Origin of the sequence: Streptomyces sp. Ru71 (genome assembly GCF_002920535.1) — a bacterium.
GTDB lineage: Bacteria > Actinomycetota > Actinomycetes > Streptomycetales > Streptomycetaceae > Streptomyces.
In genome coordinates this window covers 14876-29885 of sequence record NZ_PQSS01000012.1, presented here as the reverse complement: position 1 = coordinate 29885, position 15010 = coordinate 14876, and the positions used below count along the sequence as shown (strand labels likewise).

The following is a 15010-nucleotide window of genomic DNA, read 5'->3' as shown; positions in this document are numbered from 1 at the left end:
GCGACGGCCCCCGGCCGGGACTGGCATCCCGATCGAGGGCCTGACCACCGAGGAAGTAGAGCCCCCTTCCCGATGGATACCCAGCACTTTAGCGCGCCCCCATGCGCCCAGCCGCTGAATCGGCGCGGCATCACCCACATCAACTCCCGGCACACCGAACGCTTCACGGTCATCGGCAACCACCTCGCCCAGCACCGCGAGCTGAGCCTGACCGCGATCGGGCTCGCCGCCCACATCCAGTCGCTGCCCGCCGGTGCCCCCGTCGGCATCAAGGCGCTCGCCGCCCGCTTCCCGGAGGGCGAGACCCGTATCGCCGCCGCCCTGCGCGAGCTGGAGGCCCACGGCTACCTGGCCCGCATCCGGGAACGGCTGCCGAACGGGCGGGTCGTCACGTACACGGTGTCGTACAACCAGCCGACGGCCGAGCGGGCGGCCCCTCGCCGCGAGGCCCGGCCCACACCTCCGCCGCAGCCGCCTCCCGCACCGGTGAGCGAAGCCCCACCGGCGCCCCCGCCGCCACCCCTCCCGGAGCCGCAAGCCCCTGACCTGGACCGTCACCGCGCCGCCACGGCCGTCCTGGCCACCCTCCACCACCACGACCCCCGCCTGCTGCTCTCCGAGCGTGCCGTCCGTCAGCTCGCCCCGGCCGTCGCCGCCTGGCTGGAACGCGGCGCCCACCCCGACGCCGTACGCCATGCCCTGACCGCGAACCTCCCCCGCGAGCCCCTGCGCAACCCGGCGGCCCTGCTCGCCCACCGCCTCACCGACCTGCTGCCACCTCCCCCACCGGCCACGCCACCGCCCGCCGACCGCCCGGCCCCGCCCCTGCCGATCCACAACTGCGAGGGCTGCGAACGCGGGATCCGCACGCCACGACCAGGGGGCTACTGCCGCGACTGCCGCGAGGAACGCCTGCGCCAGGCAGCGGCGGCATGACGCGCGGAGTCACCGACCGCGTCCTTCATCCGAAGCAACCACCCCTCCCCCCGATCCCGCACCCCCAGCCACACCCGGCACCCCCGGAACCACCACGGCAGCTCCCGGAACGGTACGAACGTGAGGGTGTCCCTGATGGCGTCCTCGGCGACGCCGCCGGTGAGGCCCTCCGCACGCAGGGCGTCGTACAGCTGGGGCGTCAACGCGCCGTTGAGCCGGGCCGCCACGCCCGCCGCGGTGAAGGCGAAGCCCCGCTGGGCGATGTCCGGCAGCCGCATCGCCCGGAGGATCCGCGGTGACGCCTCCTCCAGCGAGCAGTTGAAGGCAAGTCCGATCACAGCCGTACCGAGGTGCCGCTCACCACGCTCGAACGCGGCGTCGACCTCGGCCGGGTCGTCGAGACGGATCAGGCCCTCGCCGGTGTTCCAGTCGGGTGCCGTCCCCATGCCGTGGGACCTAGCCCACGAACCGGAACGTAGACGTGATCGCGTCGAAGATGTCGAAGAAGGAGTCCGCCAGGTCCAGGACCTGGCTGCTGCCCGCCACCAGGGCGACCTTGCCCTCCTGGCCCGGTACCGGGATGAACGTCTGCATCAGGACGGCGCGGACGGTGCGGTTCAGGGCGTCGTCCGGTACGGCGATGTCCTCGATGCCGTAGGTCCGGGCCGCCGGGCCGACGCCGGGGATGTCGACGGTGGTGACCTTGCGCCAGGAGTCGCCCTCCCTCTTGGCCTCCTTGACCGCGAGGCCGGCGGCGATGGCGGACGGGTCGGTCGAGAGGGGGGCGCCCTCGCGGGTGCGGCCGCCGACCAGGGACACCGTCACCGAGCCGGTGATCGGCGTGTCGCCGCCGAAGCTCTCCGCCATGCAGCCGCAGTACATCGCGCCCGACTTCCACGCGTCGGCGGCGGCCCTCTGCAGGAAGGCGACGTACGTGTCCTTGTACGGGGCCAATTCGGGGCGCTGGGCGACGCGTTCGGTCACCATGCGGTGGATCGAGTCGTCGCGCGACTCCGGCCGCACGTCGAACTCCCACCACGACTCCGGCACCTTGATCCGGAACCCGCCCCGCTCGACGGTCAGCGTCTCCATGTAACGGGCCATGACGTGGGACTCCCCCGCTCGCTCGATCGTTCGGCCCCTCATGGTGCCATCACGTAGGTGTTCCTACTCAGGGGGCGGCCGGACCATCCGGGTACTCCCGCGCTTACCCGGCCCCGCCGCCCCCGGCTTGGATCGGCCCATGGCCTACCGCACCGCAGCCGCCCTCGGCGCCCTCTTCGTCACCGCCCTCGCCTTCGGCGCCTACGGGTGTACGTCGATGGAGGGCGGGCGTGTGCACTCCGCCGACGAGTACCGGGCGCGGGTCGACGCCACCAAGGAGGCCGGCGCGCGGACCGTCCTCGCGCTGAGCCCGGCGCCCGACCTCGGGGGCCACTGGCCGGACGAGCTCGCGCAGGAGGAGAGCAGCGGCTCCTGCGTGGACGACGGTGACGTCACCCGCGACCAGCCGACCTACAGCTGGGACCTGGACTTCGCCGACCCCGCCGCCTACCGGGCCGCCGTGGACCACCTGCGGCGCACCTGGCAGGAAGAGGGCCTGACCGTGAAGAACGTCCCCGCCCCCAAGCAGGGCGAGCCCGGCGCCGGCCTCCCCGGCATCACCACCACCGACAAGGCCGGCATCGACCTCAGCCTCCGCCCCGACTGGTACTCCGGCAAGCCGACGGTCCGAGCGGACGGCGGCTGCATGCGCCACCACGGCGCGTACGACGACATCAGCGGGACGGACTCCTAGGCCTCTCCTGGGCCTCTCCTAGGACTCCTCCTGCTCCTCCCCCACCGTCCAGCAGTCCGAGTCCCTCGGCGGGGCCGGGCGCAACGGGAGCCTGGTGAAGTCGATGGCCGCGTCGTAGGCCGGGTCCCCTGTGGGCAGGCGGTCCTGGTCGTCCGGGCGGTAGTACGCGCCGTACGCCCAGTACTCCGGCAGCTCGTGCCTCATGATCAGCAGGCCGCCGGCGTCCTGCCCGTACGTCGCGTTGATCCTTGCCACGGCCTCCGCGCGGGAGATCCCGCAGCGGTCGACCAGTACCTGCACCATCTCCCGGAAGTACGCCAGCATCTCCTCGTCGAGCTCGATCAGGAACTCCGTGCCAGGTGACGCCTCCCCCTGCGTCTCCCAGGCCTCCCACTCCTTCAGAGCCGCCTGCCACTCGTCCACGTGTCCTCCTGTGCGGATGGTTCGAGAAAGCACGAGAAGGGCCCGCCCCCACCACCGGGTGGAGACGGGCCCACAGCTCTAACGGCACATCACTTCACGAAGTAACCCGTGATGTCGGCGATCAGATCCACCGAACCCCACTGGTTGTAGAAGTTCACCTTGCCGTTCACCACCGGCACGATCACCAGGTTCGGGATCGTCTGGTCGGCGGTGAAGTTGAGGTTCGACGCCGACGTGCGCGTCGTGCCGTCGGGGTAGACCGAGACATAGCTCGACGACGTCGGGTTCGTCGCCGTCACGTTCAGGACGACGGCGGTCACGTCCGTACGCCGGGACGCCCTGGACGCCGGTCACCGGCAGCGTCACCACGCCCTGCGGTCCGACCGGGCCCTTGCGCACGCCCGTGCCGTACCGCGTGTCCATCAGCCGCAGCGGCCCGTGGTTGACGTGGGTCGAGCCGCTGGTGTCGGTCGTGTAGTAGCCGGTGACGTCCGCGAGGAGGTCGACCGTGCCCGCGTGGTTGAAGAACCGCACCTTGCCGTCGATCACCGGCACGGTCACCAGGTTCGGGATCGTCTGGCCGGCCGTGAAGTTGAGGTTCGACGCGGACGTGCGGTCGGTTCCGTTCGGGTAGACCGAGACGTAGCTGGTCGCCGTCGGGTTCGTCGCCGTCACGTTCAGGACCACCGCGCCGACGCCGGAGGACGGCACCACGCTGTTGCCGGTGACCTGGAGGACCACCTCACCGCCGGGGCCCACCTTGGCCTTCGGCACGCCCAGGCCGGAGCGGGTGTCCATCAGACGGGTCGGGGTGACCGGCTTGAACGTCTTCGGGCCGGGCACGGTCACGGTGACCGGCGCGGACGTCGTCACCTTGCCGGAGGTGTGCGTGGCACGGACGGCGACCGTGTGGTCGCCGTAGCCGGACAGGGTGAGCGAGGCGCTGCGGGCCGTGCCCGCGGTCGACGCGGCGACCTGGTCGTCGACCAGCACCTCGAACTTGTACACCAGGCTGTTCTGCGTGCTCGTCGACCAGTTGACCGTGGCCGGGCCGGGCGTCTGGTAGCCGCTACCCGCCTTCGTGGCCTCACCGCTCACCGAGGTGATCGACAGGTTCTGGACGCTGCCGCTGGCGTAGCCGCGGATGGTGCCCAGCTGCCCGTAGAGCAGGTTGCCGGGGCACTCGGTGTTGTAGCCGTCGCGGTGCCCGGACACGGCGTTGAAGGTGTAGTCCTGGCCCTGGGTGTACGACGTGCCGAAGTAATTGGTCTGCGTGGCACCGGAGTTCAGCGTGGCCTTGCCGGCCGGGTCGACGCCGTACTGGCCGAGCTTGTACGCGATGATGCGCGAGGCCGAGACCAGGGCCGCGTCCGACGGGCTCGCCTGGTTGTAGTCGCCGAGGAAGGTCACGGACGTCGACTGGGAGTTCCAGCCGTAGGTGTGCGCGCCGTAGACCGGCTGGTCGATACCGCCCTTGCGGCCCTCGAAGAGGGTGCCGCACTTGTCGACCAGGAAGTTGTAGCCGATGTCCCGCCAGCCGTTGGTCTTCACGTGGTACGTGTAGATGCCCCGGACGATCGCCGCGGACTCCGAGCAGTCGTACGGGTTGGCGTCGGCGGTGTGGTGGACGAAGGCGGCCTTGATCGTGTTGCCGTTCGGCAGGTAGATCGGCTCCTCGGGGCTGATGCTCTCGTCCGCGCCCCACTCCGCCCGGGTGACGACCGTCGGCTGCGGTGCCGTGGAGGCCGGGCCGGGGGTCGTCGGAGGCGTCTCCTGCACGAACGCGGCGGGCTCCGCGTCCACCTTCCCGGAGCTCGCCTTGGGCGTGCCCGGGTCGACCAGGTCGAGACGCAGCCCCGCCGGGAGCTTGCCGTTGCGGGCGCCGTCGCTGATGCGGACCTCGGCGCCGTCGGAGGCGCCCACCCACAGCGGCTCGGTGGAGCCGCGCGCGCCGGCGTGGTCGCCGTCGAGCATGGCCGGGTAGGGCTCCAGGTTCGTCCACTCGGTCCACTTGCCCGTCTCGGCGCTGCGGGCGCGGGCCTGGATGGTGCCCTGGATCTTCGCCTTCGGGTCGGTCCAGGAGACACCCAGGAGCCCGAAGCGGTCGGTGTCCCGCTGGGACAGCACGGCCTCGCCGTGGCCCTTGTCGGTCAGCGCGAGCTTGTGCACGGCGCTCCTGACGGGGCCGTTCTCCTCCCCTCGCGCGCTGTAGACGCTGGGGTGACGCGCTGGTGTGTCCCCGCTTCCGAAGACGGCGCCGTTCGCCATGGACTGGATGCCCAGAATCGCGGCGATGCCGAGGGCGGCCCCGGCGGCCGTGCGCCGCGCCCGGGCGGCGGCGGTACGACGTGCTCGACGTCCCGATCTCAAGTTGTTTCCCACCCCTGAACGGCCCCTCACGAGCCCTTAGATGGACATGACACGAATGAGTGGCGGAATGCTACAGGACGGGGTGGGAGCGCTTACCGCCAGGGCATGCAGAAGGGCCCGCACGACCGAAGTCGTACGGGCCCCTCAGTGGAGCTCGCAGCTGGAGCTACCGGGTCACAGGACCCTCAAGTAAGCGGAACTTACTTGACGATCTTGGTGACCTGGCCGGCGCCGACGGTCCGGCCACCCTCACGGATGGCGAACTTCAGGCCCTCCTCCATGGCGACGGGCTGGATCAGCTCGACGCGCATCTCGGTGTTGTCGCCCGGCATGACCATCTCGGTGCCCTCGGGGAGGTGCACGACGCCGGTCACGTCCGTGGTACGGAAGTAGAACTGCGGGCGGTAGTTGTTGAAGAACGGGGTGTGGCGGCCACCCTCGTCCTTCGACAGGATGTAGGCCTGGGCCTCGAACTCGGTGTGCGGGGTGACCGAACCCGGCTTGATGATGACCTGGCCGCGCTCGACGTCCTCGCGCTTGATGCCGCGGAGCAGGAGACCGACGTTCTCACCGGCCTGGCCCTCGTCGAGCAGCTTGCGGAACATCTCGATGCCGGTGACCGTGGTGGTGGTCTTCTCGGTCTTGATGCCGATGATGTCGACGGTCTCGTTGACCTTCAGGACACCACGCTCGATACGGCCGGTGACGACCGTACCGCGACCGGTGATCGTGAAGACGTCCTCGATCGGCATCAGGAACGGCTTGTCGACGTCACGCTCGGGCTCCGGGATGGACTCGTCGACGGCCTTCATCAGGTCGAGGACGGACTGCGTCCACTGAGCGTCGCCCTCCAGCGCCTTCAGCGCGGAGACGCGGACGACCGGCAGGTCGTCGCCCGGGAACTCGTACTCGGAGAGGAGCTCACGGACCTCAAGCTCGACGAGCTCCATGATCTCCTCGTCGTCCACCATGTCGGCCTTGTTCAGGGCGACGACGATGTACGGCACGCCGACCTGGCGAGCGAGGAGCACGTGCTCCTTGGTCTGCGGCATCGGGCCGTCGGTGGCGGCGACCACGAGGATGGCGCCGTCCATCTGCGCCGCACCCGTGATCATGTTCTTGATGTAGTCCGCGTGACCCGGGCAGTCGACGTGGGCGTAGTGACGCGCCTCGGTCTGGTACTCGACGTGCGCGATGGAGATGGTGATACCGCGCTGACGCTCCTCGGGCGCCTTGTCGATGTTGTCGAACGGGGTCGCCTCGTTCAGCTCCGGGTACGCGTCGTGCAGCACCTTGGTAATGGCGGCCGTGAGGGTCGTCTTACCGTGGTCGATGTGACCGATGGTGCCGATGTTGACGTGCGGCTTAGTCCGCTCGAACTTCGCCTTCGCCACTGGGGTCCTCCTGTGGAGTGGTTCTGGTACGCCTTACTTCATCGGCGCCAGGTGATCTTTGCTGTAAAGGCCCGGAACCCGGGGCAAACCCCGCGATTGCGGAAGTTTGCCCCGTGAGGCTCCGGAGTCAAGCCTACGGCGTGTGAACGCGGTGCGTTACTCGCCCTTGGCCTTCGCGATGATCTCCTCGGCGACGTTCCGCGGAACCTCGGCGTAGGAGTCGAACTGCATCGAGTAGCTTGCGCGACCCGACGTCTTGCTGCGGAGGTCGCCGACGTAGCCGAACATCTCCGACAGGGGCACGAGGCCCTTCACGACACGGGCACCGGCCCGCTCCTCCATGGCCTGGATCTGACCACGGCGGGAGTTGATGTCGCCGATGACCTCACCCATGTAGTCCTCGGGCGTGGTGACCTCGACGGCCATCATCGGCTCAAGGAGCACGGGGGAAGCCTTGCGCGCGGCCTCCTTGAAGGCCTGCGAACCGGCGATCTTGAAGGCGAGCTCGGAGGAGTCCACCTCGTGGTAGGCACCGTCGTGCAGGATCACGCGCACACCGGTCATCTCGTAGCCCGCGAGGATGCCGAACTGCATGGCCTCCTGGCAGCCGGCGTCCACCGAAGGGATGTACTCCTTCGGGATACGACCACCGGTCACCTTGTTCACGAACTCGTACGAGACGTCGCCGCCCTCAAGGGGCTCGATGCCGATCTGCACCTTGGCGAACTGACCCGTACCACCGGTCTGCTTCTTGTGCGTGAAGTCGACGCGCTCGACGGCCTTGCGGATCGTCTCGCGGTACGCCACCTGCGGCTTGCCGACGTTGGCCTCGACCTTGAACTCGCGCTTCATGCGGTCCACGAGCACCTCAAGGTGAAGCTCGCCCATACCGCCGATGACGGTCTGGCCGGTCTCCTCGTTGGTGTGGACCTGGAAGGACGGGTCCTCCTCGGCCAGGCGCTGGATCGCGACGCCCAGCTTCTCCTGGTCGCCCTTCGACTTCGGCTCGATCGCGACCTCGATGACCGGCGCCGGGAAGTCCATGGACTCCAGGATCACCGGGTTCTTCTCGTCGCAGAGCGTCTCACCGGTGGTGGTCTGCTTCAGGCCCATGACGGCGACGATGTCGCCGGCGCCCACCGACTCGATCTCCTCACGCTTGTTGGCGTGCATGCGGTAGATCTTGCCGATGCGCTCCTTCTTGCCCTTGACGGAGTTCAGCACCGAGGTGCCGGACTCCAGGCGGCCCGAGTAGACCCGGACGAAGGTGAGCTTGCCGAGGTGCGGGTCGCTCATGATCTTGAACGCCAGCGCCGACAGCGGCTCCTCGTCGGACGGCTTGCGGCGGACGACCTCCTCCGCGTCGTTGACCGCGTGGCCCTCGATGGCCTCGATGTCAACGGGGGAGGGCAGGTAGCGCACGACCGCGTCGAGCAGGGGCTGGACACCCTTGTTCTTGAACGCGGTACCGCAGAACACCGGGGTCACGGTGGTGCCGGTGCCCTTGCCGGACGCGATGGTGATACGACGGATCGCGGCGTGCAGCTGCTCCTCGGTGGGCTCCTGGCCCTCCAGGTACAGCTCCATGATCTCTTCGTCGTTCTCGGCCACGGCCTCCAGCAGCTTGCCGCGGTACTCCTCGGCAGCCTCGGTGTGCGTGTCCGGGATGTCGACGATGTCGTACATCTCGCCCTTGGTCGCCTCGGCGGACCACACGAGCGCCTTCATGCGGACCAGGTCCACGACGCCCTTGAAGTCGGCCTCGGCACCGATCGGGAGCTGCATGACGATCGGCTGCGCGCCCAGGCGGTCCGAGATCATGTCCACGCAGCGGTGGAACTCGGCGCCCGTGCGGTCGAGCTTGTTGACGAAGCAGATACGCGGAACGCCGTAGCGGTCCGCCTGACGCCACACCGTCTCGGACTGCGGCTCAACGCCGGCGACGCCGTCGAACACCGTCACGGCACCGTCGAGCACGCGCAGGGAGCGCTCCACCTCGACGGTGAAGTCGACGTGGCCCGGGGTGTCGATGATGTTGATGGTGTGGTCGACGTCTTCCAGCGGCCAGTGACAGGTGGTGGCAGCAGAGGTGATCGTGATGCCACGCTCCTGCTCCTGCTCCATCCAGTCCATGGTGGCAGCGCCGTCGTGGACCTCACCGATCTTGTAAGACACACCGGTGTAGAACAGGATCCGCTCGGTGGTGGTCGTCTTGCCCGCGTCGATGTGGGCCATGATCCCGATGTTGCGGACCCTGGCCAGGTCAAGTGAAGTGGTAGCCATAAGGCTTCAGTCTTCTCTCGGTCTCGATGTGGGTAGCGACTACCAGCGGTAGTGCGCGAAGGCCTTGTTGGACTCGGCCATCTTGTGGGTGTCCTCGCGCTTCTTCACAGCGGCGCCGAGGCCGTTGCTGGCGTCGAGAAGCTCGTTGAGCAGACGCTCGGTCATGGTCTTCTCGCGACGGGCGCGGGAGTAACCGACCAGCCAGCGCAGCGCCAGGGTGTTGGCACGGCCCGGCTTGACCTCGACCGGGACCTGGTAGGTGGCGCCACCGACACGGCGGGACTTGACCTCAAGGGTCGGCTTGATGTTCTCCAGAGCGCGCTTCAGCGTGATGACCGGGTCGTTGCCGGTCTTCTCGCGCAGGCCCTCCATGGCGCCGTAGACGATGCGCTCGGCGGTGGAGCGCTTGCCGTTCAGCAGCACCTTGTTGATCAGGGAGGTCACCAGAGGAGAACCGTAGACCGGGTCGATGATGACCGGGCGCTTCGGGGCGGGGCCCTTACGAGGCATTCTTACTTCTCCTTCTTGGCGCCGTAACGGCTGCGAGCCTGCTTGCGGTTCTTGACACCCTGGGTGTCGAGCGAGCCACGGATGATCTTGTAGCGAACACCCGGCAGGTCCTTCACACGGCCGCCGCGCACGAGCACGATGGAGTGCTCCTGCAGGTTGTGTCCCTCACCCGGAATGTAGGCCGTGACCTCGATGCCGCTGGTCAGACGCACACGCGCGACCTTACGGAGGGCCGAGTTCGGCTTCTTCGGGGTGGTCGTGAACACACGCGTGCAGACGCCACGGCGCTGAGGGGAACCCTCAAGTGCGGGCGTCTTGTTCTTCTCGACCTTGTCCTGCCGGCCCTTGCGGACCAGCTGCTGGATCGTAGGCACTACTTCTCCGGTTTCTGTGTGCCGATGGGTACAGCTAACCTGGAACGTCGCCGACCCACGCGGTCGGGTGTGTCGAATCGTGCGAGCTCCTGCCGAACGGCAGAAAGAGGCGCAGATCACGGTGGCCAGTCACGGCTCCCTCATGCGGTTGAAGGCACGCAGGAGAGCCAAGGCACACCCCAGGCACAAGGTCTGAGCGTACCTACCTCAAACGCTACGGTCAAAACAAATGGGCCGCGCCCGCAGTGCCCCTCGGCACATGTCAAGACCATCGGGCGCACGTGATCTTCGAATCGGCGGCCGCTGTCCGCTTCGAACACTTTTCTCACGTCCTTGCGCCGAGGCTCATCCGACCGCGAGGGACACGACGGTCAGCAGGATCAGTACGAGTGCCCAGCCGGCCGTGGCCAACCACCCCAGAACGAGACCGGTCAGCGCCAGCCCCTCCCCCAGCTCCCCCGTCCGGCGGATCTCGGACCGCGCCGCATGCCCCAGCACCACGGCCGGAATCCCGGTGAGCCCGAAGGTCGGCACGCACAGCAGCCCGCACACGGCGGCTCCCACGGCCTTCCCGTTCGTCCGCGGGCGGGGAACGGGCACAGCCGCCCCGGACGCGAAGACGGCGGGCAGGGACGGCGGCACGGGCCCCTGCGGCAGATCGGCGACGAGCAGGGCCAGCTCCCCCACCGTCCGGGCCGCGTACGCCCGCTCGACCCGCCGCTCGAACTCCTCCCGCTCCATCCGCCCCTCGCCGTATCCGGCTCTGAGCACATCCACGGCCCGCTCCCGGTCGGCATGCGAGGCGAGCATCCCCCGCCACCCCGGCTGAGCGGGCTGCCAGGGCTGCCACGGATACGGCGACTGCGACACGAGGACCTCCCCGGAGCGCCGGCGTCCCTCCATGATGCGCCGAACCGGCGCGTCCGGCATGGCAGAACGCCGAAGGGCGGCCACCCGCACGGGGTGACCGCCCTTCGGATCAAGCGGACGCTCGCTTACTGGTTGTACGGACCGTAGTCGTAGTCCTCCAGCGGAACGGCCTGGCCGGAGCCCGTGCCGAACGGCGAGTAGTCGATGTCGTCGTAGCCGACGGCCGAGTACATCGCGGCCTTGGCCTCCTCGGTCGGCTCGACCCGGATGTTGCGGTAGCGGGACAGGCCCGTACCGGCCGGGATGAGCTTACCGATGATGACGTTCTCCTTGAGGCCGATGAGCGAGTCGGACTTGGCGTTGATCGCCGCGTCGGTGAGGACTCGCGTCGTCTCCTGGAAGGACGCCGCCGACAGCCAGGACTCCGTGGCCAGCGAGGCCTTGGTGATACCCATGAGCTGCGGACGACCGGAGGCCGGGTGACCGCCCTCCTGGACCACACGACGGTTCTCGGTCTCGAACTTCGAGCGCTCGACCAGCTCGCCGGGCAGCAGCTCGGCGTCGCCGGACTCGATGATCGTCACACGGCGCAGCATCTGCCGGATGATGATCTCGATGTGCTTGTCGTGGATCGACACACCCTGCGAGTTGTACACCTTCTGGACCTCGCCGACCAGGTGGACCTGGACGGCACGCTGGCCCAGGATGCGCAGCACGTCGTGCGGGTTGGTGGCACCCACGGTGAGCTTCTGGCCCACCTCGACGTGCTCGCCCTCGCTGACCAGGAGACGGGCGCGCTTCGAGATCGGGTAGGCCGTCTCGTCGCTGCCGTCGTCCGGCGTGATGACGATCTTCTTGGTCTTCTCGGTCTCCTCGATCCGCACGCGGCCGGAGGCCTCGGAGATCGGGGCGACACCCTTCGGGGTACGGGCCTCGAAGAGCTCGACGACACGCGGCAGACCCTGGGTGATGTCGTCACCGGCCACACCACCGGTGTGGAAGGTACGCATCGTCAGCTGGGTACCGGGCTCACCGATGGACTGGGCGGCGATGATGCCGACCGCCTCACCGATGTCGACCAGCTTGCCGGTGGCCAGCGAACGGCCGTAGCACATGGCGCAGGTGCCGACCGCGGACTCACAGGTCAGGACCGAACGGGTCTTGACCTCCTCGATGCCGCGCAGGACCAGCTCGTCGATCAGGACGTCACCGAGGTCGGTGCCGGCCGGGGCCAGGACCTGGCCGTCGACCACGATGTCCTCGGCGAGGCAGCGCGCGTACACGCTGGTCTCGACGTCGTCCGCCTTGATGAGCACGCCCTCGGCGTTGCGCTCGGCGATCCGCAGACGCAGGCCGCGGTCGGTACCGCAGTCCTCCTCGCGGATGATGACGTCCTGGGAGACGTCGACCAGACGACGGGTGAGGTAACCCGAGTCGGCGGTACGCAGGGCGGTGTCCGCCAGACCCTTACGGGCACCGTGCGTGGAGATGAAGTACTCCAGCACGGACAGACCCTCACGGAAGGACGCCTTGATCGGACGCGGGATCGTCTCGTTCTTGGCGTTCGACACCAGACCACGCATACCGGCAATCTGACGCATCTGCATCATGTTGCCTCGGGCACCCGAGTTCACCATCATGAAGATCGGGTTGGTCTTCGGGAAGTTCTCGTTCATCGCCTCGGCGACCTCGTTGGTCGCGTTGGTCCAGATGCCGATCAGTTCCTGGGTGCGCTCGTCCTTGGTGATCAGACCACGCTCGTACTGGCGCTGGACCTTCTCGTCCGCGGCCTCCCAGCGGGCGACGATCTCCTTCTTCGCCTCGGGGACGACGACGTCGGAGATGGCCACGGTGACGCCGGAACGGGTCGCCCAGTAGAAGCCCGCCGCCTTCAGGTTGTCGAGCGTCGCCGCCACGATGACCTTCGGGTAGCGCTCGGCCAGGTCGTTGACGATCTGGGAGAGCTGCTTCTTGCCGACCTCGTAGTCGACGAACGGGTAGTCCTCGGGCAGCAGCTCGTTGAAGAGCGCACGGCCCAGCGTGGTCTTCAGCGTGAAGCTGTCACCCTGCTGCCACTCCGGCTCGCCCTCCTCGCGCACCGGCGGCACCCAGCCACGCGGCGGGATGGTGCCCACCGGGAAGCGGATGTCGATCGGCGTCTGCAGGGACAGCTCACCGGCGTCGAACGCCATGATCGCCTCGGCGACGGACGCGAACGCGCGGCCCTCGCCCTTCGGGTTGCGGCCCTCGGCGTCGGTGGTGAGGAAGAACAGACCGAGGACCATGTCCTGGGTCGGCATCGTCACCGGACGGCCGTCGGCCGGCTTGAGGATGTTGTTCGAGGACAGCATCAGGATGCGGGCCTCGGCCTGCGCCTCCGCGGACAGCGGCAGGTGCACGGCCATCTGGTCACCGTCGAAGTCCGCGTTGAACGCGGTGCACACGAGCGGGTGGATCTGGATGGCCTTGCCCTCGACCAGCTGCGGCTCGAAGGCCTGGATGCCGAGGCGGTGCAGGGTGGGAGCACGGTTCAGCAGGACCGGGTGCTCGGCGATGACCTCTTCGAGGACGTCGTACACGACCGTGCGGCCGCGCTCCACCATGCGCTTGGCGCTCTTGATGTTCTGCGCGTGGTTCAGGTCGACCAGGCGCTTCATCACGAACGGCTTGAACAGCTCCAGCGCCATCGCCTTCGGCAGACCGCACTGGTGCAGCTTCAGCTGCGGACCGACGACGATCACGGAACGCGCGGAGTAGTCCACACGCTTGCCGAGCAGGTTCTGACGGAAGCGACCCTGCTTGCCCTTCAGCATGTCGCTGAGGGACTTCAGCGGGCGGTTACCGGGACCGGTCACCGGCCGGCCGCGACGACCGTTGTCGAAGAGGGCGTCAACAGCCTCCTGAAGCATGCGCTTCTCGTTGTTGACGATGATCTCCGGAGCACCCAGGTCCAGCAGGCGCTTCAGACGGTTGTTGCGGTTGATGACACGGCGGTACAGGTCGTTCAGGTCGGAGGTCGCGAAGCGGCCACCGTCCAGCTGCACCATCGGACGCAGGTCCGGCGGGATGACCGGGACGCAGTCCAGGACCATGCCCTTGGGGCTGTTGGACGTCTGCAGGAACGCGGAGACGACCTTCAGGCGCTTGAGCGCACGGGTCTTCTTCTGGCCCTTGCCGGTCCGGATGATCTCGCGGAGCTTCTCCGCCTCCTCCTCCAGGTCGAAGGACTCCAGGCGCTTCTGCAGCGCCGCGGCACCCATCGAACCGTCGAAGTACGTGCCGAAGCGGTCACGCAGCTCGCGGTAGAGCAGCTCGTCGCCCTCCAGGTCCTGGACCTTGAGGTTCTTGAACCGGTTCCACACCTCGTCGAGGCGGTCGATCTCGCGCTGCGCGCGGTCGCGCAGCTGCTTCATCTCGCGCTCGGCACCCTCGCGCACCTTGCGGCGCACGTCGGCCTTGGCGCCCTCGGCCTCCAGCTCGGCCAGGTCGGTCTCAAGCTTCTTGGCGCGGGCCTCAAGGTCGGCGTCGCGGCGCTGCTCGATCTGCTGGCGCTCGACGGAGACGTGGGCCTCCAGCGAGGGCAGGTCGCGCTGACGGCGCTCCTCGTCGACGTACGTGATCATGTACGCCGCGAAGTAGATGACCTTCTCCAGGTCCTTCGGAGCGAGGTCCAGCAGGTAACCCAGGCGCGACGGGACGCCCTTGAAGTACCAGATGTGCGTGACGGGAGCGGCCAGCTCGATGTGGCCCATCCGCTCACGGCGCACCTTGGCGCGGGTGACCTCGACGCCACACCGCTCGCAGATGATGCCCTTGAAGCGGACGCGCTTGTACTTGCCGCAGTAGCACTCCCAGTCCCGGGTCGGACCGAAGATCTTCTCGCAGAAGAGTCCGTCCTTTTCGGGCTTGAGCGTGCGGTAGTTGATGGTCTCGGGCTTCTTGACCTCGCCGTGGCTCCACTGACGGATGTCGTCAGCGGTGGCCAGGCCGATCCGGAGCTCGTCGAAGAAGTTGACGTCGAGCACTATGCGTCAATCCCTCTCAGGGTCGTA

12 protein-coding genes are annotated in these 15010 nt (G+C 68.2%); 2 read left to right on the top strand and 10 right to left on the bottom strand.

Annotated elements, in window-relative coordinates:
• Positions 1-72: 72 nt before the first annotated feature.
• On the top strand, positions 73-936 hold the full coding sequence (locus C3489_RS10140; protein WP_103781438.1) for a DNA-binding protein: 864 nt from the start codon (positions 73-75) through the stop codon (positions 934-936).
• On the opposite strand, the gene C3489_RS10135 is transcribed toward C3489_RS10140, so the two are convergent.
• Both C3489_RS10135 and C3489_RS10130 read right to left on the bottom strand, forming a co-directional pair.
• Positions 885-1382: a hypothetical protein gene (locus tag C3489_RS10135; protein WP_103781437.1), complete on the bottom strand. Its 498-nt coding sequence runs from the start codon at positions 1380-1382 to the stop codon at positions 885-887. The genes C3489_RS10140 and C3489_RS10135 overlap by 52 nt on opposite strands.
• Positions 1383-1392: 10 nt before the next feature.
• Positions 1393-2040: a hypothetical protein gene (locus C3489_RS10130; protein ID WP_103781436.1), complete on the bottom strand. Its 648-nt coding sequence runs from the start codon at positions 2038-2040 to the stop codon at positions 1393-1395.
• Between the two features lie 139 nt (positions 2041-2179).
• Between C3489_RS10130 and C3489_RS10125 the strand changes: the two genes are divergently transcribed.
• Positions 2180-2734 carry a hypothetical protein gene (locus C3489_RS10125; RefSeq protein ID WP_103781435.1) on the top strand — a complete coding sequence of 185 codons (555 nt, stop codon included), beginning with the start codon at positions 2180-2182 and terminating at the stop codon, positions 2732-2734.
• A gap of 18 nt (positions 2735-2752) precedes the next feature.
• Here C3489_RS10125 and C3489_RS10120 read toward each other — a convergent pair whose 3' ends face one another.
• The 8 genes from C3489_RS10120 to C3489_RS10085 form a co-directional block, all read right to left on the bottom strand.
• Positions 2753-3157, bottom strand: a complete 405-nt coding sequence (locus tag C3489_RS10120; RefSeq protein WP_258054629.1) for a hypothetical protein — start codon at positions 3155-3157, stop codon at positions 2753-2755.
• Positions 3158-3235: 78 nt separating this feature from the next.
• The gene (locus C3489_RS10115; protein WP_146075297.1) at positions 3236-5527 is read right to left on the bottom strand and encodes an N-acetylmuramoyl-L-alanine amidase; all 2292 of its coding nucleotides are present in this window, start codon (positions 5525-5527) and stop codon (positions 3236-3238) included.
• A 200-nt stretch (positions 5528-5727) separates the two neighbouring features.
• On the bottom strand, positions 5728-6921 hold the full coding sequence (tuf, locus tag C3489_RS10110) for an elongation factor Tu (protein ID WP_103781433.1): 1194 nt from the start codon (positions 6919-6921) through the stop codon (positions 5728-5730).
• 156 nt (positions 6922-7077) lie between these two features.
• A complete protein-coding gene (gene fusA / locus C3489_RS10105; protein ID WP_103781432.1) occupies positions 7078-9204 on the bottom strand; it encodes an elongation factor G in 2127 nt (708 codons plus the stop codon).
• Positions 9205-9243: 39 nt separating this feature from the next.
• Positions 9244-9714 (bottom strand): 30S ribosomal protein S7, encoded by a 471-nt coding sequence (gene rpsG / locus C3489_RS10100; protein WP_003998848.1) that lies wholly within the window; start codon positions 9712-9714, stop codon positions 9244-9246.
• Positions 9715-9716: 2 nt separating this feature from the next.
• Positions 9717-10088 (bottom strand): 30S ribosomal protein S12, encoded by a 372-nt coding sequence (gene rpsL / locus C3489_RS10095; protein WP_003948652.1) that lies wholly within the window; start codon positions 10086-10088, stop codon positions 9717-9719.
• Positions 10089-10433: 345 nt separating this feature from the next.
• On the bottom strand, positions 10434-10958 hold the full coding sequence (locus C3489_RS10090; RefSeq protein WP_258054628.1) for a DUF1707 and DUF4190 domain-containing protein: 525 nt from the start codon (positions 10956-10958) through the stop codon (positions 10434-10436).
• Positions 10959-11083: 125 nt separating this feature from the next.
• Positions 11084-14983: a DNA-directed RNA polymerase subunit beta' gene (locus C3489_RS10085; protein WP_103781431.1), complete on the bottom strand. Its 3900-nt coding sequence runs from the start codon at positions 14981-14983 to the stop codon at positions 11084-11086.
• Between the last annotated feature and the right edge of the window lie 27 nt (positions 14984-15010).